This window comes from Streptomyces sp. NPDC041200, assembly GCF_055591805.1.
In genome coordinates this window covers 542,890-565,816 of sequence record NZ_JBVIZF010000003.1, presented here as the reverse complement: position 1 = coordinate 565,816, position 22,927 = coordinate 542,890, and the positions used below count along the sequence as shown (strand labels likewise).

22 protein-coding genes are annotated in these 22,927 nt (G+C 70.2%); 6 read left to right on the top strand and 16 right to left on the bottom strand.

Annotated elements, in window-relative coordinates:
• Positions 1-188: 188 nt before the first annotated feature.
• From ACZ6CL_RS12300 to ACZ6CL_RS12285, 4 genes are all read right to left on the bottom strand, one after another.
• Entirely contained in the window at positions 189-1,427 is a 1,239-nt protein-coding gene (locus tag ACZ6CL_RS12300) for an aminotransferase class V-fold PLP-dependent enzyme (protein ID WP_468934646.1), read from the bottom strand.
• Positions 1,428-2,027: 600 nt separating this feature from the next.
• Entirely contained in the window at positions 2,028-4,577 is a 2,550-nt protein-coding gene (locus ACZ6CL_RS12295; RefSeq protein ID WP_468934643.1) for an amino acid adenylation domain-containing protein, read from the bottom strand.
• Between the two features lie 40 nt (positions 4,578-4,617).
• Positions 4,618-5,544 carry a GNAT family N-acetyltransferase gene (locus ACZ6CL_RS12290; RefSeq protein WP_468934641.1) on the bottom strand — a complete coding sequence of 309 codons (927 nt, stop codon included), beginning with the start codon at positions 5,542-5,544 and terminating at the stop codon, positions 4,618-4,620.
• Positions 5,545-5,659: 115 nt separating this feature from the next.
• Positions 5,660-6,097: a type II 3-dehydroquinate dehydratase gene (locus tag ACZ6CL_RS12285; protein ID WP_468934639.1), complete on the bottom strand. Its 438-nt coding sequence runs from the start codon at positions 6,095-6,097 to the stop codon at positions 5,660-5,662.
• A gap of 543 nt (positions 6,098-6,640) precedes the next feature.
• Between ACZ6CL_RS12285 and ACZ6CL_RS12280 the strand changes: the two genes are divergently transcribed.
• Entirely contained in the window at positions 6,641-7,276 is a 636-nt protein-coding gene (locus ACZ6CL_RS12280) for a hypothetical protein (RefSeq protein ID WP_468934636.1), read from the top strand.
• A gap of 124 nt (positions 7,277-7,400) precedes the next feature.
• Positions 7,401-10,016 carry a DEAD/DEAH box helicase gene (locus ACZ6CL_RS12275; RefSeq protein WP_468934633.1) on the top strand — a complete coding sequence of 872 codons (2,616 nt, stop codon included), beginning with the start codon at positions 7,401-7,403 and terminating at the stop codon, positions 10,014-10,016.
• A gap of 78 nt (positions 10,017-10,094) precedes the next feature.
• Here the strand turns inward: ACZ6CL_RS12275 and ACZ6CL_RS12270 are convergent, their stop codons facing one another.
• From ACZ6CL_RS12270 to ACZ6CL_RS12215, 12 genes are all read right to left on the bottom strand, one after another.
• Entirely contained in the window at positions 10,095-11,306 is a 1,212-nt protein-coding gene (locus ACZ6CL_RS12270; protein ID WP_468934631.1) for an MFS transporter, read from the bottom strand.
• 16 nt (positions 11,307-11,322) lie between these two features.
• Complete coding sequence (locus ACZ6CL_RS12265) at positions 11,323-12,309, bottom strand: LLM class flavin-dependent oxidoreductase (protein WP_468934628.1); 987 nt, start codon at positions 12,307-12,309, stop codon at positions 11,323-11,325.
• 36 nt (positions 12,310-12,345) lie between these two features.
• The gene (locus ACZ6CL_RS12260; RefSeq protein ID WP_468934625.1) at positions 12,346-13,539 is read right to left on the bottom strand and encodes a 3-deoxy-7-phosphoheptulonate synthase; all 1,194 of its coding nucleotides are present in this window, start codon (positions 13,537-13,539) and stop codon (positions 12,346-12,348) included.
• Positions 13,536-14,549, bottom strand: a complete 1,014-nt coding sequence (locus ACZ6CL_RS12255) for an FkbO/Hyg5 family chorismatase (RefSeq protein WP_468934623.1) — start codon at positions 14,547-14,549, stop codon at positions 13,536-13,538. Before ACZ6CL_RS12255 ends, ACZ6CL_RS12260 begins: the two co-directional genes overlap by 4 nt.
• Positions 14,546-14,803 (bottom strand): DUF6253 family protein, encoded by a 258-nt coding sequence (locus ACZ6CL_RS12250; protein ID WP_468934621.1) that lies wholly within the window; start codon positions 14,801-14,803, stop codon positions 14,546-14,548. Before ACZ6CL_RS12250 ends, ACZ6CL_RS12255 begins: the two co-directional genes overlap by 4 nt.
• Positions 14,800-15,609: a maleate cis-trans isomerase family protein gene (locus ACZ6CL_RS12245; RefSeq protein WP_468934618.1), complete on the bottom strand. Its 810-nt coding sequence runs from the start codon at positions 15,607-15,609 to the stop codon at positions 14,800-14,802. Before ACZ6CL_RS12245 ends, ACZ6CL_RS12250 begins: the two co-directional genes overlap by 4 nt.
• A gap of 29 nt (positions 15,610-15,638) precedes the next feature.
• Positions 15,639-16,325 carry a transglutaminase-like domain-containing protein gene (locus ACZ6CL_RS12240; protein ID WP_468934615.1) on the bottom strand — a complete coding sequence of 229 codons (687 nt, stop codon included), beginning with the start codon at positions 16,323-16,325 and terminating at the stop codon, positions 15,639-15,641.
• Positions 16,326-16,338: 13 nt separating this feature from the next.
• Entirely contained in the window at positions 16,339-17,508 is a 1,170-nt protein-coding gene (locus tag ACZ6CL_RS12235; RefSeq protein ID WP_468934612.1) for an acyl-CoA dehydrogenase family protein, read from the bottom strand.
• A gap of 82 nt (positions 17,509-17,590) precedes the next feature.
• Positions 17,591-17,965, bottom strand: a complete 375-nt coding sequence (locus ACZ6CL_RS12230) for an ectoine synthase (protein ID WP_468934609.1) — start codon at positions 17,963-17,965, stop codon at positions 17,591-17,593.
• Between the two features lie 93 nt (positions 17,966-18,058).
• Complete coding sequence (locus ACZ6CL_RS12225; RefSeq protein ID WP_468934606.1) at positions 18,059-18,313, bottom strand: acyl carrier protein; 255 nt, start codon at positions 18,311-18,313, stop codon at positions 18,059-18,061.
• Positions 18,310-19,815 carry an AMP-binding protein gene (locus tag ACZ6CL_RS12220; protein ID WP_468934603.1) on the bottom strand — a complete coding sequence of 502 codons (1,506 nt, stop codon included), beginning with the start codon at positions 19,813-19,815 and terminating at the stop codon, positions 18,310-18,312. Before ACZ6CL_RS12220 ends, ACZ6CL_RS12225 begins: the two co-directional genes overlap by 4 nt.
• Before the next feature lie 421 nt (positions 19,816-20,236).
• Positions 20,237-20,683 (bottom strand): MarR family winged helix-turn-helix transcriptional regulator, encoded by a 447-nt coding sequence (locus ACZ6CL_RS12215; protein WP_468934602.1) that lies wholly within the window; start codon positions 20,681-20,683, stop codon positions 20,237-20,239.
• 174 nt (positions 20,684-20,857) lie between these two features.
• Here ACZ6CL_RS12215 and ACZ6CL_RS12210 point away from each other — a divergent pair, with 174 nt between their 5' ends.
• From ACZ6CL_RS12210 to ACZ6CL_RS12195, 4 genes are all read left to right on the top strand, one after another.
• The gene (locus ACZ6CL_RS12210; RefSeq protein ID WP_468934600.1) at positions 20,858-21,340 is read left to right on the top strand and encodes a nucleoside deaminase; all 483 of its coding nucleotides are present in this window, start codon (positions 20,858-20,860) and stop codon (positions 21,338-21,340) included.
• A complete protein-coding gene (locus tag ACZ6CL_RS12205; RefSeq protein WP_468934597.1) occupies positions 21,337-22,047 on the top strand; it encodes a DsbA family oxidoreductase in 711 nt (236 codons plus the stop codon). The genes ACZ6CL_RS12210 and ACZ6CL_RS12205 overlap by 4 nt, the downstream gene beginning before the upstream one ends.
• A gap of 102 nt (positions 22,048-22,149) precedes the next feature.
• A complete protein-coding gene (locus ACZ6CL_RS12200; protein ID WP_468934594.1) occupies positions 22,150-22,470 on the top strand; it encodes a DMT family transporter in 321 nt (106 codons plus the stop codon).
• Between the two features lie 46 nt (positions 22,471-22,516).
• Entirely contained in the window at positions 22,517-22,924 is a 408-nt protein-coding gene (locus ACZ6CL_RS12195) for a DMT family transporter (RefSeq protein ID WP_468934593.1), read from the top strand.
• Positions 22,925-22,927: the final 3 nt, after the last annotated feature.

The window sequence follows — 22,927 nt, the reverse complement described above, 5'->3', positions numbered from 1 at the left end:
CACCGGCGACGGACTCGTCGCACGACACGGCGTCGATGACCTGATCCGCTGGACCCTGCGCGGCGCCATCAGTACGCGAGGAGACGGCGTCCGGGGCCGCGTCACGAGCCGACCTCTTGTCGACTGCTTGCCGAGGGCTGTGTCGATGTGGAAGAAGTCTGCCGCCATGATGCCCTCGGCTTGCGCAGTCAGGAATCCGCGCGGCCGGTGGGCTTGCGGGGGTCGCCGAGGAAGTCCCCGAGGGCGGAGCTGAGCTGCTGGATCTCCGCGTGCGTGTTGTAGTAGTGGACGGACGCCCGCAGCGTCTGCTCCAGCTTGCGGTCCTCCATGTCCACGCACGCCGTATTCGACCTCGACACCCACAGGTTGACGTCGTGTCGGCGCATCGCCTGTCGGATCTCCTCGGGCTCGTGGCCGTCGACGGTGAAACCGACGATCCCGGCCAGCTCCCCCTCGTCGTCCACCCGCTCCAGTAACTCGACGCCGGGGATGGCGTGCAGCTCCCGGCGCAGGGTCCGGCCCAGTTCGGCGATACGCGCCCAGCTCGCCTCGACCCCGGTCTCCAGCGCGTAGGTGAGGGCGGCGCCGAGGCCGACCCGGGCCACGGCGTTCACCTCCCAGGTCTCGAACCGCTTGGCGCCCGGGGCGATCGCGTAGCGGCCGCCTCCGAGCCAGCACGCGCCGTCCAGGCCGACCATCAGCGGATCGACGCTCTCGGCGGCCCGCGGGCTCATGTACAGCAGCCCGGTGCCGCGCGGTCCCCGCAGGTACTTGCGCCCGCAGGCGGAGAGGAAGTCGCAGCCCACCTCCTTCACGTCGATCGGCAGGTGCCCGATCGACTGGCAGGCGTCCACCAGGTACAGAGCGCCGGTCTCCCGGACCACGGCGCCGATCTCGGCGATCGGGTTGACGATGCCGGAATGGCTCGGTACGTGCGTCATCACCACGGCCTTCACCCGGTCGTCCAGCATCGCCCGCAGGGCGGCCACGTCGACGCGGCCGAACTCGTCGTTCGGCAGCACCTCGACGCTGGCTCCGGCGCGGCGCGCCACATGCAGCAGGGAGAGGTGGTTGCTCCCGTACTCGACGGAGGACGCGAGTATGCGGTCCCCCGGCTGGAAGGGAATGGAGTAGAAGGCCAGGCTCCAGGCGCGGGTGGCGCTGTCGGTGATGGCGATGTCGCCCGGCTCGCAGCCCAGGATCTCCGCGGCGGCGGCATAGGGCTGGTTCAGTGCCTCCTCCTGGATCTCGGCGGCCTCGTACCCGCCGCGCCGCGCCTCCAGCTCCAGGTGCGCCGTCATCGCGTTCACCACGGGGGCGGGCATGAGCGCGGCACCGGCGTTGTTGAGGTGGGTCACGCTCTCGACCCCGGGCGTCTCCTTGCGCCGCAGCTCTACGTCCAGGTCTTCAGCGCCAACGGCTTTCACAGGATCAACTCCGGATTTTCTGGCGTTGGGACACATACACGGATCCTCGAAACGGCTAGGGGGTGAGAGGGATCGGGGGAGGGGGCCGGGCCTCGGAGGTTGGATGTTCGCCCTACCCGGTCCAGTCTTGTCGTCCGACCGCTCTTCAGATCCCCTGATCACCCCCCTAGACATCCCTAACTAGAAGAGTGACCAGGGTTAATCGGGAGACGTTTGGAGGGGCGGTCCGGCGGAGTTATACTCCAGCGCCGTACGGTCAATCATCGCGATATCGTCCGTCCGTCCGACATTCGCCCGTAATTAGCGTCCGCGTTTCCCGCGAACGTCCGGGGAACAGGAATCCCTTCAGGGAAAGAGACCGCCCACGGGCATGACGAATTCGGCCCCTCGGCACACCCGGATCCGGGTGTGACCCGGCGCCTGTGCCCACCCCGTCGGCATCGGCCCTGGCGTACGGCACTCGGGGCGGTCAGGTGTCACGTGTGCGCGGCGCGGCCCTCCCGTACGGCGTCGACGGCCCCGAACCACGGGACGGGCCCGGCAGCAGTCTGCCGCCGGGCACGATGTCGCCGCCGACGCCGGTACCGGCCTCCGGTCCGGTCAGTCCCTCAGGTGGCCGCTGACGATCTCGGCGACCTGGCGGAGCGCGCGGGGACTGCTGAGCATCTCCTCGTGGACGCAGCCCAGTTCGTGGCGGACGATCTCGCCCGCGACGTACGGCTCCCAGGCCTCGCTGGAGGCCGCTTCGGCCACCGGGCTGGGGTCGGCGGCGAAGAAGTGCATGGTGCCGCTGTACTTCTCGGGCCGGTGCTCCCGCCACGCGCCGAGGTCGGTCAGCATGGTCCCGACGAAGGTCTCGGCCGCGCTCTTCCGGCCCCGCCAGGCGTAGTTCGTGGCCATGTCGGCGAACTCGGCGACGTCCTCGTACCGGAGGGGGCGCTGGTAGTCGGCGAGGTCCTTGCCGTTGATCAGGAGGATCAGTTCGATGAGGCCCTGCTCGTCCCGGTCCTCCTTCTCCGTGAGGTGCGGGTCGATGTTGAACACCCCGAGGAACTCGATCTCCTCACCGCGCTTCTGGAACTCGGCGGCGACGGCGTGGGCCAGGATGCCGCCGAAGGACCAGCCCAGGAGGCGGTACGGGCCGTGGGCCTGCACGCCGCTGATGCGGTCGGCGTAGTCCGCCGCCATGGCCGCGATGGTGTCGACGGGGGTGTCGGACTCCTGGAAGGTGTGCGACTGGAGGCCGTAGATCGGGTAGTCCAGGCTGAAGTGCTGGGCGAGGACGCCGTAGCACCAGGCCGTGCCGCCGAGATGGCGCATGCAGAACAACGGCCGTTCGGCGCCCTTGGTCATCAGCGGCAGCAGGACGTCGAAGGAGTCCTGCGGCTCCTCGCCGGTCAGCCGCCGGGACAGCTCGGTCGGCGTCGGGGATTCCACGAGCATCCGGATCGGGAGGTCCAGGTCCATTTCGGAGCGCACCCGCGCCAGCAGCCGTGCCGCGAGCACCGAGGAGCCGCCGAGGTCGAAGAAGCTGTCGCGCGGGCCCACTTGCTCGACCCCGAGCACCTCGGCGAAGAGCCGGCTGAGCATCAGCTCCGACTGCGTGAGGTGGGTCTCGACCATGGCGGTCTGCTCGACGACGGGGGCCGGCAGGGCCTTGCGGTCGATCTTCGCGTGCGGGGTGAGCGGGAACTCCTCCAGAGCGACCACGGCGGACGGCACCATGTACAGCGGCAGCGTGTCCGCCACGGACGCCCGCAACTTCGCGGTGTCGGGCACGCGGCCGGGCGCGGGCGTCACATAGGCCACCAGGCGCCGGTCGCCCGGCCGGTCCTCGCGGACCGTCGCGACCGCTTGGCCGACGTCCTCGGAGCGTTCCAGGGCGGCCTCGACCTCGCCGAGTTCCACCCGGAAGCCGTGCAGCTTGACCTGGTGGTCCGTACGGCCGATGTACACCACGGCGCCGTCCGGGCGCAGCCGCACCAGGTCGCCCGTGCGGTACATCAGGCCCTGACCGCCATCCTTACCGTCGCCGAACCGGTCGGGCAGGAAGCGTTCGGCGGTCAGTTCGGGCCGGTTGAGGTAGCCGCGGCCGACACCCGCGCCGGCGATGAACAGTTCGCCCTCGACGCCGGGCTCGACGGGCGCCAGCTCCTCGTCGAGGACGTACAGGCGGGTGTTGAGCAAGGGCCCGCCGATGACGGACGCGTCCTCGGGAACGGTGATCGGATGCACCGTGGACCACACGGTGGTCTCCGTGGGCGCGTACCCCTGGACGATCTCGGCACCGAGGTCCAGCAGCGTCGCCGCCAGCTTCTCCGAGAACGCCTCTCCACCGATGATGAGGCGCAGGCCGCGCAGCGCCTCGGGGCAGACCGTGGCCAGCATGTGCCAGTGGGTCGGGGTGGCCTGGGCCAGGCCGATCTTCCGGCGGACGATCAGGTCGCCCAGTTCCCGCGGGTCCTGCCCGGTGGCCCGGGGCGCGATGACCGCGCAGGCACCGGTGTAGTACGGGAAGAACAGCTCGGGCACGGACATGTCGAAGGTGGCGGTGGTGACCGACAGCATGCGGTCACCGGGCCCCAGGGAGAACCGCTCCCGCATCGCCTCCATCAGATTGTGCAGAGCGCGTACGGGGATCTCGACGCCCTTGGGAGTGCCGGTGGAACCCGATGTGTAGATGACGTACGCCAGGTCCTCGGGCTGCGGCGGGGCGGTCCGCTCGGCGTCCGTCAGATGGCCGGCGGGCAGCGTGGCCAGCGTGCCGGCCGTCACGGAGTCGTCCAGCACGATGCGCGGAACACCCAGGTCGGAGCGGTCGGCATCGATGTGTGACGACGTCACCAGGACGACCGGTGCGGCGTCGCGGACCTGGAAGGCCAGACGCTCGTGGGGGTACTCCGGGTCGAGGGTGAGGTAGGCCCCGCCCGCCTTGAGCACCGCCAGCAGCGTCACCAGCAGGTCCGTGGAACGGGGCAGCATCACCGCGACGACGCGGTCGGGCCCCACTCCCCGGGCGACCAGGTGACGGGCGAGCTGGTTGGCCCGCTCGTGCGCCTCCCGGAACGTCAGCTCCACACCCTCGCATTCGAGGGCGGGGCGGTCCGCAACGGCGTCGGCCCGCTCCTCCAGCGCCTTGACCAGCATCATATCTCCACAGGGCTCGTACGGATTCTCGTCTCGGTGCCGGTCAGACGGCCGGGGTGCGCATCCAGCGGTGCCAGAACGGCCGCCAGCCGTGGCGGTGCCAGAACGGCACGGAGATCGGGTTGAACATCGCGTGGTAGCCGACCGCCGCGCCGATGCCCATGGCGTTCAGCTCGGCGTGCGCGTGGTTGGCCATGGAGGTGCCGACGCCCAGGCCGCGGTACTCCTCCTTGACGGCCGTGCCGACCAGGTGGGCGACCGGCGAGGTAGCGATCTTCGTCTGGAGCCATGCCTGTTGCGGCTCGGAGGGCTCCTGGCCCCGGTGCACCCCGACGATCTTGTCCTGGTACTCGGCGACCCAGACCAGCGGATCGTCGAGTGCGAGCTGGTCGGTGATCTCGGCGCGCAGCAGCGCCTCGGTGGTGGAGCGCTCGACGGCGCCGCTGATGGCGGCGTCGAACCGGGTCTCCACCATCTGCAGCTCGCAGACCTCTTCGGTGTCCTTGGCGGTGGCCCGGCGCACCAGGACGTTGCCCGGCTCGGGCATCAGCGGGCTGCCCTTGAGCTGCCCGATCATCACGAACTCGGGGATGAAGCCGAAGGAACGGAGGACCCTGGTCATGGCGACGTCACGGCTGGGCCACTCGATGGCGGCCATGGAGTCCGCGCCGGGGCGCTCCGCGAGGCCATCCATGTGCTGGTTCAACCGCGTGAGCAGGGCGGCCATCTCGTCGGGCCCGGAGACCCGGGGCTCCAGCTCCCAGCGGTTCAGCGGGCCGAGCACCGCCTCCAGCGTGTCGACGTCGACCTGGGTGTGGGTCAGCAGTCCGTACGCGCCCTCGGCCTCCAGCAGTTCCTGGCCGTCGGTGGGCTCCGGCAGCGGGGCGGCCTCCGGAATCATCCGGTCCACGGGGCGCAGCCGGTCGCGGTGGGCGGTCAGTACGGATTCCGCCGTCTGTCCCTGGGGCATGGTGTCCTGTCCTCGGCTTTCCGTCGGGGGCTTTCAGTCGGGTCCGCGGCGAAGTCGCGCGGGGCGGCTCCGCGTTGAACCGGTGGATGTGTCTGTCGCGGCGGGCGGCGCCACGTCAGCGGTCGGTGACCTTCTCCAGCAGCGCGCGGGCCGCGAGCCGGTAGCCCGTGGCACCCAGGCCGAAGATCACTCCGGTGGCGAGCGGGCCCGTCACCGACTCGTGGCGGAACTGCTCCCGGGCCCAGATGTTGGAGAGGTGGACCTCGATCCATGGGCGCGGGTAGTTGGCGAGCGCGTCGCGCAGTCCCCAGCCGGCCATCATCAGGGCGGCGGGATTGATGATGGCGCCGACGGTGTCGTAGTTGCCCTGGAGGGTGCGGATCATCTCCGCCTCACCGTCGTGCTGAAAAGCTTCCACTTTCCAGCCGCGGTCGGCGACCTCTTCGGCGACCCATTTCTCGATGTCGGCGAGTGTGTCCGTTCCGTAGATCTCCGGCTGACGGCTTCCGAGCATGCCGAGATTCGGCCCGTTCAACAACAGGAGCCTGCTCAATTGCGCACCTTGCCCTATACGGGACCACTGGGGAAGTGCCTTTCTAGCACGGGCCCGAGCGCACCTACACCGGCAATTGATATGGCTGCCATCACAAGGGGCACATAGGGGGATAGCAAGGGGGAATGGCAGCGCGTCGAGCACGCGAGCACACGAACTGACGGGCCTGACCCGGGCACGGGAGCAGGGCCGGTGGTGGGGCGCGGGCGGCCCGTACCCTGGGCGACCGGCGGCGCTCAGGGTCTCTTCTACCTGGCCGATATCGGTCTGCTGCTTGTCCTGATGTGTGCTGGATAATTCTGCCGTCGCCGCCGCGTGCTGTCGGCGCTGCGCCTCGGTTGGAGGGCTTCGCTCCGCCTTCGCCGCCTTCGCTCGCCTGAGCTGCGTCGGGTTCCTCTGTTCTTCTCTGCTCGATCGCACCAATCGGCACTCAGTGATGGCCATTCACGCTCGTGGAACGGTTCTGCACCCTTTCCGGATCAAGCGAAGACATCCTGGGAGACAAACGTGAGAAAGCTGAAACTGGGCAGTAGACCGGCCCGGATGGCGTCCGCGCTGGCGGTCGGCCTGCTGATGTTGACTGGCCTGTCGGCCACGTCGGCCAACGCGGCGTCGTCCTCGGCCAGCGCCGCGCCCGAACTGGGCGTTCGGTTCTACCCCGACGGGAACGGCCAGTGCGACGGGCCGGCGAACCCGCCGGAGCGATGGGTCACCGCGCCCGACTGGACCACTGCCATCCGCCTGGACACCGACAACCGCGCGGGCGGCTGTCAGCTGGCCTTCGGCATCTACGACCCGTCGAACTCGCTCGCGGGCCTGAACGCCACCTACACCTGGGAGGCGGAGCCCGGCAGCGACGACAGCCAGTGCCAGAACGGGGGCACGAAGACGATCCCGATCAAGCCGTTCAAGACGTTCGGCGACCTCATCCGGGTGGACACCGACGGCCGGGCGGGCTGGTGCAACCTCACCTTCGCCCTGTCCGGTCGCTCGGACATCGGCCTCGATGTGCAGTTCTACGGCGACGGCGGCGCCGACGCCTCGGGACAGTGCAAGAACTACCGCCCGAAGGACACCTACGACACGGCCTATGAGGGCCACCCCGTGACGGTGAGCGACGACACCGACGGCCGCGCCGGCGGATGTTACCTGTCGCTCCGCCTGAACCGCCTGTTCTAGCCCTGCCGTTCACCTGCTGCCTGCCCTCCGGCCGCGCGGCCGGAGGGCATCGTTCTTACCATGAGTGCGGCGCGGTGGATCGGGGGCTGATCCGCCGTCAGGACTGCGGGGCGAGAGGGGTGGCATGGCGTTCAAGCGCAGGCAGGCGGACCCGGTCGGAGTTCCAGGTGATCCGGAACAGCTGTACCGGCTGCTGGCACGGGGGAATCGGGGGCCTGACTCCGTCTGGGGGCACCAGTCGAAGGTCATGGAGCGCTGGCACACGGACTTCCGGGACAAGAGCGATGTCGCGCTCGAACTGCCGACCGGAGCGGGGAAGACGCTGGTCGGCGGGCTGATCGCGGAGTATCTGCGCCGGGCCGAGGGGCACCGCGTCGCCTATCTGTGTCCCACGCGGCAGCTCGCCGTGCAGACGGCGCGGAAGCTGGACGACTACGGCATCCCCAAGTCGCTCCTGATCGGCCGGTCGCGCTCCTGGGACCAGGCCGACCTGGCGCGCTATGAGGCCGGTGGGGCGATAGCCGTCAGCACGTACAGCCATGTGTTCAACTCGCGGCCGAGGATCGACGCCGCCGACGCGCTGATCCTGGACGACGCGCACGCGGCCGAAGGGTACGTATCCAAGCCGTGGAGGCTGCGAATAACCCGCGGCTCGCACGAGAGCGCCTACATGGACGTGCTCACCGCGCTGAGCCCCGCGCTGGACCCTCTGCTGCTGTCACATCTGCGGTCCGAGACCCCGGAGAGCCAGTACCTCAAGGCGATCTACCTGGCCTCTCCGGCCGCCGTCGCCGCGCAGGCCGGTCATGTGGAATCGGTCCTCCGGGAGGCCGTTGCCCAGGACAAGGTCAGCGACGACGCCGCGCACGCCTGGAAGTTCCTCGAGACCCACGTGGCGGACTGCCTGGCGTACGTGTCCTACCGCGAGATCCTCATCCGCCCGCTGATCGCGCCCACCTTCCAGCACCGCGCGTTCAACAGCCCCAAGCAGCGCGTCTACATGAGCGCCACGCTGGGGTCCGGCGGTGAGCTGGAGCGGGCCTTCGGGCGGTCCAGGATCCACCGGATCCCCGTTCCCGCGGGATGGGACAAGGAAGGTACCGGACGAAGGCTGTTCCTCTTCCCGGAGCTGACCCAGGACCTGGCCTCGGCACCGGAAGACGTCGCGCCCTTCGTCCAGCGGGTCATCAAGCAGGCCGGGCGCGCCGTCGTGCTCACGCCGGAGACCCGAGTGGCCAACGACTTCCGTGAGCACTACCTTCCGGCGTTCTACCCGACCTTCACCGCGCGGGAGGTCGAGGACGACCTTTCCGCCTTCACCTCGGAACCCGCCGCCGCGCTGGTCCTGACGAACCGCTACGACGGTGTCGACCTCCCGGACGAGGACTGCCGACTGGTGGTCCTCATGGGCCTTCCGGCCAACGGAGACCTCCAGGAGCGTTTCCTCCACGACTCCGTCGGCGCCGACGAAGTACTCCGCGAGCGCATCCGCGCGCGTATCCAGCAAGGCGCCGGCCGGGCGACCCGCAACCTTCGCGACCACGCCGCCGTGCTCGTCCTCGACCGCGATCTGACGTCCCACCTGGTCCGCAAGGACATCCAGGCGTCGATGCACCCGGAGATTCACGCCGAGCTGGAGGTCGGCTTCGACGCCTCGCTCGACCAGACCACGGACGACGTGTGGGGGAACCTGGCCGTATTCAACGCTCAGGGCCCCGACTGGGACGAGGTCGAAGAGGACATCGTCAGGAACCGGGAAACATACGTCCGTGAGGACGGACCCGGCGCCGCGGCGCTGCAGCGAGCCGTCCGTCACGAGATAGCCGCCGCGAACGCGCTCTGGTCCAAGGACCACCGGTTCGCACTCACCGCCATCAAGAACGTGACCGATCAGCTCCGCAACGCGCAAACGCCCAAGCGGTACAGCTCGCTGTGGAGCTACCTGGGGTTCTGCGTGGCCCACCGCCTGGCCGAGGCCACCGGGGAGCCGCAGCTCCGGCAGACGGCGGCCGGCTACTTCCGTGAGGCGCGGCGCAACAGCCTCGGCACGACGTGGTTCGATCGCGTCGCTCCGGTCGCCGCGCCGCCAGCGGCCGCGACCGAGGAACTCGACCCCACCGACGAGGCGGCCATGATCGCCATCCTGGCTGCGAAGGACGTGTGGGGCCCGGATGCCTTCCAGGCAGCGCTCGCGGCCAGGGCGGGGCTCCAGCAGACGGATCCCGACCCGTACGAGGACGGGCTGGTCCACCTCGGGCGGCTGGCCGGTGCGAGCAAGAGCTATGGAGACCCCCGGGACGGATCGGCGGCCCGGCCGGACGCCGTCTGGGTCTTCGGCAGCGCCCGGTGGGTCATCTGGGAAGCGAAGAACCAGGCCAAGGAGACGGGTGAGATCGGCGCCGAGCAGGCACGGCAGGCCGGGGGCCACCTGCGGACGACGGAGAAGACGGAAGGTGCCGTCGCCCCAGGTGACTCGATCTGTGTGCTCGCCTCCCCGAAGACGAAGGTGAACGCCGGCGCGTACACCGTCGCCGAGGAGAACGTCTACTGGGTGCGGCCACCCGCGGTGCTCGAACTCTTCGACACGCTCACCCGGGCCTGGAAGGACGCACGCGCCCGCGACCTTCCGACCATGAGTGTCACCGAGCTGGCCGCGGTGTTCCGGGAGCACGGCGCACTGCCCTCCCAGTGGCTGCCCACCCTGCGGCGGCAGCCACTGTGGCGGCGGCCCGCGGAGTAGCTCCCGGCTACACCTCGGCACCCGGTTAGCCTCCGCACCCGGTTACGCCTCCGCACCCGGCTACGCCTCCGCACCCGGCTACACCTCGGCACCCGGGCGGAGGCGGGCGACGGACAGGCCGCCCGTGGCCGCCGCCGCGGCCACGGACAGGCCCAGCACGCTCGCGCCGAAGCCGACGCTCGTGGCGTCGGCGAGGTATCCCGTGGCCACCGGGAGCAGCCCGGCGAACAGGTAGCCCCAGGCGCTGAGCGCCGCGTTCGACTCGGCCAGCCGGTCCGTCGCCACCCGGGCGTTCAGCAGCGAGAAGCCGCCGAGCTGGGCCATCCCCTGGCCGGTGCCCGCGCACACGGCGGCGGCGATGAGCAGGCCGACCGACTCGGCGCGTACCGCCAGCACCACCAGCACCATGCCGACGGCGGTCGCGCCGGTCGCCGTGCCCAGCAGGCGGCGCGCCGGCCACCGGCTGACGAAGAACTGCACCGCGGTGGAGGCGCCGAACATCACGAAGGCCGAGCAGCCCGCCACGATCCGGTTGTCGGTGCCGAGCAGGGACGCCAGCAGGGTCGGACCGAGGGCGAGCAGGAACGACGTACCGGTCATGCCCGGCATGTACGCGGCCAGGCCGACCAGCAGATCCCGCCGGTTGCGGCGCGGCACGGACGGCGGGCGCAGCCAGGAACCCGCGCCCCCACGGCGTACGTTCGGCAGCGAGCGGATGACCGGCAGCACCGACAGCAGCAGCACCGCCTCGACGGCGAACACCGCTACCGTCGGCGCGGGGAGCAGTTGGGCGAAGCCGCCGGACAGCAGCGGACCGGTGGCGAGCCCCGTACCCATGGCCACCGACCCGGCGAGGGAGGCCTGACGGCGCCGGTCGGGGCCGCCGACGTCCGCCACCGCCGCCATCCCGGCCGCCACGGCGCCGCCCACCGCGAGCCCGGTCAGCAGCCGGGCGGCGAGGAGGGCGGCGACGGTCGTGGCGGTCGCGTAGAGGACACAGGCGAGCAGCGCCGACAGCGTGGCCGGGAACAGGACGGTGCGCCGCCCGTACCGGTCCGACGCGGCGCCCGCCACGGGCAGGGCGAGCAGCAGCCCGCCGATGTAGAGGGCGAAGACGACGGTCAGCGTGCCGGTGCCGAAGCCGATCCGGTGCTGCCACAGGACGAACAGCGGGGTCGGCACGTTCGACAGCATGAAGACGGCCGTCAGCGGCCAGGCGGCGCGCCAGATGTCCCAGTGGCGCGCCGTCCGCGCGGTCGCTGCCGTCGCGACCTGCTCCGTAGTTCCCATCAGGCGACAGCTCCCATCAGGCGAGGCCGCGCAGCAGCGGCAGGAGTTCCCCGGCCGTCCGCTCCAGGGCCGCCCGGTAGCGCGGCTCGTGCAGGTCGGCGGTGGGCAGCCGGAGTATCAGATGGCGGGCCCCGGCCTCGACATAGCCGCCGAGCCACTCGGCGACCTGCTCGGCCGTGCCGCCGAAGATGCCCTGGGTGGTGCGCATGGTGGGCAGGTCGAGGCGGTAGTAGGCCTGGAAGTAGGCCCGCAGGGTCGCCTCGGCCTTCTCGGCGCTGTCGTCGACGGCGACCGACAGATAGACGGCGGCGGTGACGTCGGACTCGGGGCGCCCCGCGGCCTCGCGCGCCTCCTCGACCCGCAGCCAGCCCTTCTCGTATGCCCCTGACGTGGTGCTGGTCGGCATCCAGCCGTCGTACTGGCGGCCGGTGCGCTCCAGCATCTTCTCGCCGGAGTGTGCGATCCACACCGGCGGACCGGACGGCTGCTCGGGCACCGGCAGCAGCGCCACGTCGTCCAGCTGGTGGTGGCGGCCCTCGTACGACACCGGCTCCCCTTCGGCGCGCCACAGCGCCCGGCAGATCTCCAGGGTCTCCCGCATCCGGCCCACCCGCTCTGCGAACGGGATGCCGTACGCCGTGAACTCGGCCTCGGCCGCAGGGGAGTTGAAGCCGGAGCCGAGACCGGCGATCAGGCGCCCGCCGGAGATCCGGTCCAGGCAGGCGAGTTCATGGGCGAGGTGCACCGGCGGGCGCAGCGGCAGCAGGACGGCGGTGCCGAGCCCGACCCGCTCGGTGGTGGTGGCCGCGGCGGTCAGCGCGAGCAGCGGGTTCATCCGGGAGCGGGCCAGCGGGGACTCACCGGCCCAGATCGAGTCGTAACCCGACTCCTCTATCTTCTGGGCGAGCTGGCCGAGGTGGCGGGGGTAGTCACCGCGTTCGACGACGGATTCGCGGCCGGGCAGGACGACACCGACGCGCAGATCGGCGGGTGACGGGGACATGGGGTTCCTCCGAGGGCGTGTGGGGGTGGGGGCGGCTCAGGCGAAGACGGCGTCGACCAGTTCGCGGGCCTGGCGCGGGTTGAGCCGCGGGTCGCAGAGCGTCTCGTAGCGTTCGGGGACCAGGTGTTCGCCGGTGACCGGGCCGCCGACGCATTCGGTGATGTCGGCCGCGGCGGTCTCCAGGTGCAGGCCGCCGACGTGCAGCCCCTGTTTCTCCAGGGCCTCGCGGACGGTGACCGCCTCGCAGATGGCGTCGGCGAGGTGACGGGTCTTGAGCCCGGACGCGGTCCTGACGGTGTTGCCGTGCAGCGGGTCGCTCAGCCAGACCACGGGATGTCCGGCGCGGTGCACGGCCTCGGCGATCGCGGGCGTCGCCTCCTCGGCCGCGCCCACGCCCATCCGCAGGATGAGCGTGAGGCGGCCGGGCAGCCGGTACGGGTCCAGGATCCGGCACAGCCGCACCACCTCGTCGGGCGTGGCGGACGGGCCGACCTTGCAGCCGACCGGGTTGGCCATGGCGGCGAGCAACTCGACGTGCGCCAGGCCGGGTTGCCGGGTGCGCTCGCCGATCCACGGGAAGTGGGTGGAGGCCAGGTAGGGCGCCCCGGTCTGCGCGTCGCGGCGGACCAGGGAGCCCTCGTAGTCCAGCACCAGCGCCTCGTGGCTGGACCACGGGCCCAGCGGGCCGGTGCGCCGGACGTCCAGCTCACGCAGGACGCGTTCGCTCGCCCGGTACGCGGCGAGCATCCGGTGCGGGTCGTGGCGGCGGGCCGCGGCGGTCGGCTCGGGGGCGTTGACGAGGTGGCCGCGGAAGACGGGCAGGTCCGCCCCCTCGTACGTCTCGGTCGGACTGCTGCGCGGCTTGGCGAACTGGCCGCCCATCCGGCCCACGCGCACCACCGGCTGCCCGGTGTGCAGGGCGAGCAGATCGCCGAGTTCGTCCAGCACCTCGGCCTTCCGCGCGGTGTGCTCGGGCGTGCACTCCCGGATGTCCTCGGCGCAGTCGCCGGTCTGGAGCAGCCGGGCGCCGCCCAGGGCGACCTGGGCGAGCTGGTGCCGCAGCACCCTGACGTCCGGCGCGTCGGTGAGCGCGGGCGACGCGCGCAACTCATCGAGAATGTCCGGGAGTTCGGGGTGGGTGCCCCAGTCCGGCTGCTGCTCGGCGGGCAGCAGTCCCCAGACCGCGGGTGCCCGGTCCCCGCGCACGGAAAGTGGCGAGGTCTCGCTCATCGGGTCCACTCCGGGCCGGGGACGAGCCCTTCGATCTCGACGAGCAGGTCGTCCCGGCACACGGCCACGTTCAGGTACGTGGTCTCCACGTCCGGGCCGAACGCCTCCCGGCAGCGGGCGCGCACCAGCGGCAGGTCCCGCTCGTGGCGGACGTACACCTTGACCAGGCGGAGGTCCTTGAGTTCATGGCCGCCGTCCAGGCCCGCCATGGCCAGGTTGGGCCCGGCGATCAGCTCGGCGATGTTCTCCAGGACCACGTCGGTCTGGGCGGCGATGTCGCCCCGGTGGACGGTCTCGTGGCCGAGGATGCTGGCCGTCCCGGACACGTAGAGCGTGCCGCTGGGTTCCAGCAGGGTGGCGCGGGCGAAGCTCGGCGGCTTCGGGCCGTACTGCTCGGGATAGTGGTAGGCGGGCGTCTGGCGCTGGTTCTCCACGTGCCGGGGGTTTCCGGTGCGGGTGGCGAGCAGGACGAAGGAGATGCCCTTGCCCCGGGTGCCGATGCCGGTGGCGGCGGGCATGTGCGCGGTCCCGTCGCCGTGGTGGGTGGCGAACGCCTTGGCGCGCCCGGCCACGAAGTCCTGGTAGATCTCCATGCCTTCGGCGTTGGCACCGATGATGTCACCGACGAAGTTCCACATCCGGAAGATGTGCGGATAGCCGAGTTCCGTGACGAGCGCGAACGCCGCCTCGTAGGTCGTGCGTACCGTGGGCGCGTACACGGGCCGCGGTGCGATGGTGCCGGAGACGAAGAGGTGCTCGCCGTCGTGCGCGAAGACCAGGCCGTCCCGGGTGCCGGAGACCGGCTCGGCGGTGGTGGTCCACACCTCGCGGAAGGCGTCGAAGCCCGGCGAGGACATGGGGATGGCCAGCTCGGGGTGTCCCTGCGGGGCGAGGGCGAGGCCGGAGCGCTCGCCGAACGCGACCGTGCCGAGGACGTGGCGGCCGAGTTCCGGCTGGGGTGTCCCGGTGAGCGGGGCGAAGTAGGCGCGTAACGAGGGGTGCTCGGTCATATGTGTGCCCTTCGGGAGTGGGATCGGGGGTGGGAGGGCGCGCCCGTGTGGCGTGCGGGGGTGTCGTCCCGCAGGGGATGGGCGTAACGGCGGAAGCCGGGGATGTGCTCGGCCCGGCGCAGTACACCGCGGTACAGGACCATGCCGTGGACGGTGGTGCCGTCGTCGCGCCAGCACACGAGGGGGAGCCGTAGGGCGTCCCCCTCGTCGCAGACGAACAGGGCTTCGTGCCCGTCGGCCGCCAGCAGGCTCATGCGGCGCCGCCCGCCGGCTGGGTGTCGTACAGCCGGCCGTAGCCGGTGATCGCGCGGGCCGTTTCGTGCGCTCCGGCCAGGTGCAGGGCGTGCCAGAACAGGACCTGGTTGGCGGTCAGGACGGCGAAGTCGAGTTCCCGCTCCAGGGCGTTGATGACGCCCACCGCGCGGATGCCGTTGCCCGCCACCAGGACGGCGTCGGGCCGGTGCCCGGCGACCGTGGTGCGGATCCACTCGGACAGCGCGCCGGGGGTGATCAGCTTCTGGTTGCTGGGCAGCCCGCACGGGGCGTGGTGGACGACCTCGAAGCCCTGCTCGGCGAAGTAGTCGGCGCCGAGCCCGGAGAGCCGGTCGTCGAACCACGGCGGGTTGACGAGGGCGATCCGCCGGGCGCCGAGCGCCGTGAACCCGGCCACGGCCGCCGTGGTGGTGCCGGTGAGCGGCAGGCCCCGGGTGTGCCGCGCGAGCCGGGCGAACAGCTCCTTCTCGCCGCTCGCGCCGAGGACGTAGGCGGAGCTGGTGAAGCCGAGCGCGATCGCGTCGAGCGGGGAAGCGGCCAGCAGCTCCACCGCGTCGTCGATGTGCGGCGGCTCCACGAAGGCCCGCACCGGGTCGTGGGGGATCTTCGGGTCCATCTCGCCACCGGCCCGCATCGCGCCGAAGTGGACGCGCGAGCCGTGCACGAACACGTCGTCGGGCGCGATCGCCTGGAACTCGGACTCCGGGCCGACGTCCGCGTGCGGGACGACCACGCCGATGCGCGCCCGCGCCTCCCAGCCGTCCTTCTCAGCTCGGATGGTGCTCATCTCGGTGTCTCCTCGTTCGTCGGGCCGGGTCAGGCGGTCGCCTCGGCGGCCAGCGAGCCGCCGCGGACCGTGCCGCTGCCGGTGTCGTTCAGGAAGCCGGGGTGCTTGCGGCGCATGTTCGCCATGACGAACTCGTAGGGAACGTCCTCGAAGCCGCCGTGGTCGGCCAGGAACTCCATGTTCTGGCGGCCCTGGTCGTCGAAGGGGTGGTGCAGGCTGTCGGCGGTGCCGTCGAACTCCAGTGGCTTCATCCCGTACAGGCGGCACAGGATCTTGTTGAAGACCGGAGTGGCCTTGACCCATGTGCCGTTCAGGTGAACGGAGTTGAGGCCGTGGAAGAACACGTCGCCGCCGATGTGGGCGCGCAGCCGGTCGGAGGCGAGGTGGTTGCGCACATCGCCGTAGTGGACGCGGGCGGGGATGCCCACGGCCCGGCAGGCCGCCGCGTACAGCACCGACTTGTGCAGGCAGAAGCCCTTGCGGGTGGCGGCGATGTGTCCGGCCCGCAGCCCCTGCGGGGACAGGTCGGCCCCGTACACCTCGTAGAAGACGTCGTCGCGGACGGCGTAGTACAGCTCGACGGCCAGCCGGCGCTTGTCCGCGCCACGGTCGGTGACCGCCTCGTCGATGAAGGACTGGACGGCGTCGCTCTCGTAGTCGAAGAAGTCGGTGGGCGCGGTGAGCCGCCGGAGGTCGTCCGGCGTGAGGGCGTTCATGGTGAGCCTTTCGTCAGCTTCCGGACCGCAGGCCCAGGAGGGAGGCGATGCGGTTGCGCTGGATCTCACTGGTGCCGGAGTAGATCGTTCCGCCGATCGCGTTGCGGACGTCCCGCTCGATGCCGGTGGCGGTGAGATAGCCCTGACCGCCGAAGATCTGGACGGCGTCGAGCGCGGTGCGCTTGTTGGCCTCACTGACCACGGTCTTGGTCGCGGCGATGTCGATCGCGGCGTCCTGGTCGGACTCCACCTTGGCGCCGGTGTCGGTGAGCCACTTGCGGGCGGTCTCCACCGCGATCTTCATGTCCGCGATCTTGTGCGCGACGCCCTGGAACGAGCCGATGGGCTCGCCGAACTGGCGGCGGGACTTCGCGTACCCGAGCACCCGCTCCAGACGGTGTTCCATCTCGCCGAGCGTGAGGGAGAAGGAGAAGAGGATCTCCCGCTTCATCACATGGTCGAGGATCAGGAAACCGGCGCCCTCCAGGCCGATGCGCCGGGTGGCGGGCACGCGCAGCCCCTCGAAGGTCACCTCGCTCAGCGGGGAGGTGCGCAGCCCCATCTTGCCGAGCGGCTCGCCGACGCGCAGGCCGGGGGAGTCCCGCTCGACCAGGAAGACGCTCAGGCCGAACGGGCCGGGCTTGCCGGTCCGTACGTACAGCAGGAAGAGGTCGGCGATCGGGGCGTTGGTGATGAACATCTTGCCGCCGTCGATGACGTAGTCGTCGCCGTCCCGGATCGCGGTGGTGGAGATGTTCAGGGCGTCGGAGCCGTTGTCCGGCTCGGTGATGGCGTGTGCGGTGATCAGCTCGCCGCTGATGATCCCGGGCAGGAAACGGGACTTCAGCTCCTCGGAGCCGAACGCCTGCAGCGGGACGCCGACGCTGACGATCTGCGTGGACGCGGAGAAGCCGAGCCCGGAGTCGCGGCAGGTGTGCCCGAGGCCCTCCAGGGCGCTCATCGTGTCGGTCAGGGTGCCGCCACGGCCGCCGTACCGGGTTTCGAACGGTACGGCGAGCAGCCCCGAGCGCTGGATCGTCTTCCACTTCTCCCAGGGGAACTCCGCGCGGGTATCCCATTCCTCGACGTCGAGGTTGAGTTCGTCCGCCCAGGGGGCGGCGAGGGCGTACGGGGCCGGTGCGGTCTGCGGTGCGGTCCGCTGTGCGGACGGTGCGGGTGTCATACGTCTGCTGCCTTCCGGTACGTCGCTGGTCGGGGCCGGGGCCCGCGCCGCTTTTGGCGGGACGGGCCCCGGAACGCGGTCCTTAGTACTGGGAGAAACCGTCGGGAGACAGCGAGTGCTTTTCGTCGCCGCGGATGGCCGGGCTGAAGACGGAGATCAGTCTGAGGTCTTCGTCGTCGGAGGCGATGAGATAGTGCGCGTCGTTCTCGTTGAGGGCGTAAACGGTGCCCTCGGAGATCTTGTAGCGCTCACCGGACGCGGTGACGACCTCACCGGAGCCGCCCGTGCAGTAGCAGGCCTCGAGGTGACGGCGGTACTGCAGGGCGCTCTTGGTGCCCTTGCGGACCAGGGTCTCGCATACGGCGAAGCCCATGCCGTCGGCCTCGGTGAGCAGGCGGTGGCTGGTGCCGTTGCCCCACTCGACGGGGACGAGTTCGCTGGTGCTGCGGACGATCACGGTTTCTCCTCGTGGGTGATGGATTCTTCCGGAACGTCTTTTGGAGCGTTCCGGGAATTTCTGTAGGTCGTCTGCGGAAAGCCGGGCGTCGGCTCAGGCGGCGGTCTTCGTCGCGTTCTCGACGAATGCCGAAATGGCGTGGATGCTGCGGAAGTTGTCCGGGGTCAGGGGAATGTCGTCGATGGGGATCGCATAGGTCCGGGATAGGTGCGAGACGATCCGCACCAGGCCCAGGCTGTCGACGACTCCGTTGTCGATGAGGTCGAATTCGGCGGTCAGGTCCGCCGTGTCCTCTCCGTCAAGGAACTCGGTGACGACATAGCCGCGAATTTCGTCCAGGGCGCTCATGCGGGATTTCCCTTCTGTCGTGTTGCCTTGATGAGGTTGCGGTCGGGCTTTCCGGTGGACGTGCGCGGCACCGGGATGTCGCTCACGTGCACGGAGGACGGGATGGCATGGCGGGGCAGGCGCTCGGCGCTGTGCGAGCGCAGCCGCAGCGAGGTGAGCGCGGTACCGGGGCGACGGGTCACCTGGGCGTGCAGCCGGTAGCCGGCCTCGGGGTCGGGGATCGCCACGACGGCGGCCTCGGCGACCTCGGGGTGAGCCGCCAGGACGTTCTCGACCTCCTGCACATTGGTCCGCACCCCGCGGACCTTGACCTGGAAGTCGGTGCGCCCCTCCAGCCAGTGCAGGCCGTCGGCGTCCCGGCTGACGAGGTCGCCGGTGCGGTAGAACACCTCGTCGCCGCCGTCGGGAGCCGATACGAACACCCCCTCGTTGCGGGAGCGTTGCAGGTATCCGAAGGTCTGGAACGGTGTGGTCACGAGAAGTTCACCGGTGCCGGGGCCGTCGAGGACCTTCCCCTCACCGTCGAGCAGCAGGGCCCGTACCCCGGGCAGCGGGCGCCCGATGGGGGTCCGCTCACCGGCCCCCGCGGGGTCGGTGTCGTGCATGAAGCTGTCGTTGGTCTCGGTGCACCCGAAGACGTTGTGGAAACCGGCGCCGGGGAAGGCCTTGCCGAGTTGGCGCAGCAGGGGTGGTGGCATGGCGTCCCCGGTGAAGATCACCGTGCGGACCGCCGGATGGACGGCACCGTCCTGGGTGAGCAGCCGGTGCAGCATGGGCACGCCCTGGACGAAGGTCACCTCGTGCCGGGTGAGGAGTTCTTGCAGGTGGCGGGCGTCCGTACTGAGGTCTTGTGCGACGAGAACGGTCCGGGCGCCCAGCCGCAGCGCGGTCCACACGTCGAGCAGGGAGAGATCGAAGTTCAGGGGCGCGTAACTGAGCAGGGTGTCCTGCTCGGTGAGGCGGAACCGGTCGGTCGCCCAGTCGGCGAACCGGCCGAAGGCGTCGGCCGAGATGGGCACGATCTTCGGTGTTCCGGTGGAGCCGGAGGTGGTGAGCAGCAGGGGAGCGGTGGCGGGGTCCGCGAGGTCGAAGCCCTGCGCGGCCTGCTCGTCAGGAACGACCGGGACGGTGTCGAGAACCCCCTGGTCATCGACGGTCAGCACCTGGGAGCAGCGGGCCTGCGCGGCGATCGCCGCACGGGCGGAGGAGCCCAGTTCGGGCGAGGGCGCCAGGACCGCGTATCCGGCCCGGAAGGCGCCGATGAGCAGGGCGATCGTGGTGGGTGTCTTATGTGCCGGTACGCACAGCGGCTGTCGCCGGTCGAGTCCGAGACGGTCCAGGGCGCCGGATAAGTCCTCGGCGAGGTCCACCAGCTGGCGGTACGTCACCTGCTGCTCGCCCCGTATCAGGGCCAGGTGATCGGGCCGGCGTCTGGCATGCTCGGCCAGCGCGCCAAAAAGGCGTGGTAATGGCACAGTTCCCCCAGTCGTGCATTTGTCCATGCGAAAGTGACCATGCGTAAGGGGAGGGTGGTGGCGCATGAGTCGCGCCAAAGAACTCGCGGAGCACGGCGGCATCTTGCTCTGCCGGCCCCGCATCACTTCCCCCGTGATCGAGCCGCGGTTAACCGTACCCGCGATCTATGCAGAGTCAAGCATGTACTTGTCACTTGTTCCCGTGACGCACATCACTCGCCAGGGGGTGGGCCGGGCGAAAGCATATGTTTGCTTGATGAAGTATGTCCGGGTCGTTGCGGCGCCTTTCACCTAGGTGTCGCAACGCTTAAGGAAGGGGGTCTGGTGTGGAACTGGGCGTTCATCCGGGCATGTTCGGCTGGGCATGGAAACGCCGAAAGCCGTCCCGGGGGACGGCTTTCGGGAGGCGGTTTCTCCGGGGCGGAACCGGAAGGAGGCGCGGTGCGGCTCAGAGGGCGCTGCGCAGCGCCTGTACAGTACCGGCCAGATCCGGGGTGGCTCCGGCGGTGTTCAGTGCCGCGCTGAGGACCTCGGAGTAGGTGCCGCGCGCGTCGGCGTAGCGCTGCCTGCCGTCGTCGGTGATGACCGCGTAGACACCGCGTTTGTCGTCGGGGCACAGGTCACGGAAGGCGAAGCCGGCCGAGAAGAGGCGGCCGACCAGCCGGGTCACCGAGCTTTGTCCAAGGCCTACCTTGTCGGCGAGTTCCTGCATGCGCAGCTCGCCGTCGCTGGCTTGAACGAGACACTCCAGGGCGCGGAACTCGGAGAGCCCCATGCCGTGCTTGCGCTGCAGGGCCTGGGTGAGCTGATGCTCCACCTGTGCGTGCAGGGTGAGGACCCGGCCCCACATGGCCTGGTCGGACGAGGCGGCCGACGCGTAGGAGATCGTGGTCATGGGCAGCTCCCTCTCAGGTGGCGCGTTGACAACAAGATACATGTTCATGCAAGCTTAGGCCGCTCGCTTGACATGCCCACCCGATCGTCTGTCGTCAAAGAGCATGCACGTACAAGCAACAATTGGCGGTGTCATCCTGCTCCGCCCCACCGCGGCCCGAGACGGGGAGCAAAGTTGCCCAAGATCGCAGAGAGTGAGCTGACCGAGTACGCCCGTGAGGCGGTGCGGATCAGTCGCGAGCACGTCGCCAAGGGCGGCATCCCGTTCTCCGGTGTGGTGGTCAACGACGGCCAGATCCTCGGTACCGGCTTCAACCGCGTACGCGAGGACAACGACCCCACCGCGCACGCCGAGGTGGTCGCGCTGCGTGAGGCCACCGCCAAGTACGGGCTGCACGCCACCGCCGGGGCCACGCTGATCGCCTCCGGCGAGCCCTGCGCCCTGTGTTACATGGCGTCGCTGTACTTCAGCGTCAGCCACATCGTCCACGTGGCCGACCGCAAGACGGCCGCACGCTACGGCTTCGACTACTCAGGGTCGTACTCGATCTTCGCCGAGGACCCGGAGTCCTGGCAGATCAAGGTGACCTCGCTGGAGATCCCGGAGGGGACGAAGCCGTTCGAAGAATTCCTCGCCATGAACCGGAGGCGGATGTGACGGAGACGCAAACGAGCACCGAGAAGGAAGCCGGCACGGGGGCGGAAGCCAGCACGGGGACGGAAAGCGGCACGGTCGGTATCAAGGTCTGGTCGGACTACGTCTGTCCGTTCTGCATGCTTGCCGAGGGCCCACTGCACGAGGCCACCCACGACCTCGACGTCGCCATCGAGTGGATGCCGTTCGAACTGCGGCCCCACCCGACCCCGACGCTGCGGCCGGAGGACGAGTACCTGCCCGCGATCTGGGCCCGTGCGGTCTATCCGATGGCCCGCCGCATGGGTGTGGACATCACCCTGCCCACCGTCTCGCCACAGCCCTACACCCGGCTGGCGTTCGAGGGCTACCAGTACGCGGCCGAGCACGGCAAGGGCGCGGAATACACCCCGCGGGTGCTGCGGGCGTTCTTCCAGGAGGACCGGGACATCGGTCAGCTGGAGGTCCTCGGTGACATCGCGTCGGAACTGGGCCTGGACGAGGCCGGTTTCACCGGGGCGCTGACCGCCGGTACGTACACGAAGGCCCACCAGGAGGCGCTGCGGACCGCCGAGGCGTACCGCGTCTCCGTCGCTCCCACGATCATCATCGGCGAACGCCACCGCATGGAAGGCGTCCCCGCCGCGGCCCAGATCCGCAAGGCCGTGCTCGACGCCCAGGCCGACCAGGCCGTCGCCCGAGGTGCCGCCTGCGGAGTCGACGGGTGCTGATCTGACCCGGACCGGTTACCCACCTGACGTCTCGTCGGGCCGCGGTTTCGCCGTGCCCACATCCCGCCACGCTGACCGCCATTCATCTGAAAGGACCTCCCCGTGCACTGGCTCTACCTCGCCATCGCCGTCATCTTCGAGATCACCGTCGCCATCGCAGCCGGTAAGGCCGCGGGCTTCACCAACCGCCAGTGGACCATCGCGACCCTGGTCAGCGGTGCCATCGCGACCTACTTCCTCAGCAAGGCGCTGCTCACCTTCGACGTCGGCGTCGGCTACGCCCTCTGGACGTCCGTCGCCGGTATCGGCATCACCGTTCTCGGAGCGGTCCTCTTCGGCCAGCGCCTGAACTGGCGCAAGGCGCTGGGTATCGCCGTCGTCATCGCTGGGGTCGTCGGCCTCCAGCTCAGCGGTGGCGCCTGAGCCTCCCGCCACCACCTGACTCATCCCCGCGAAAGGACTCACGGACATGTCCAACTCCCATAACAACCCGGCTCAGGCCTGGCTCATGCTCCTCCTCGCCGGAGGGTTCGAGGTCGGCTACGCGCTCTCCGTCGGGGGAAGCGAGGGCTTCACCCGTCTGACGTGGTCGCTGGTCGCTGTCGTGTTCTTCCTGCTGACCCTCTACGCGCTGAGCGTCGCCCTGCGCACCATCGACGTCGGCATCGGCTATGCCGTCTGGGCGGGAATCGGCGCGGTCGGCGCGGCGGTCCTCGGCCCGGTCTTCTTCGACGAGACGCTCACCGGGGCCAAGGCCCTGTGGCTGGGCGTCATCATCGCCGGAGTGGTCTGGCTCAAGCTCGCCGACCGGACGGAGGGCACCGAGGAGCCGGTGGTCGCGCCGGAGAGCGCCCAGGGGATCGCCGCCAGGTCCTAGCCA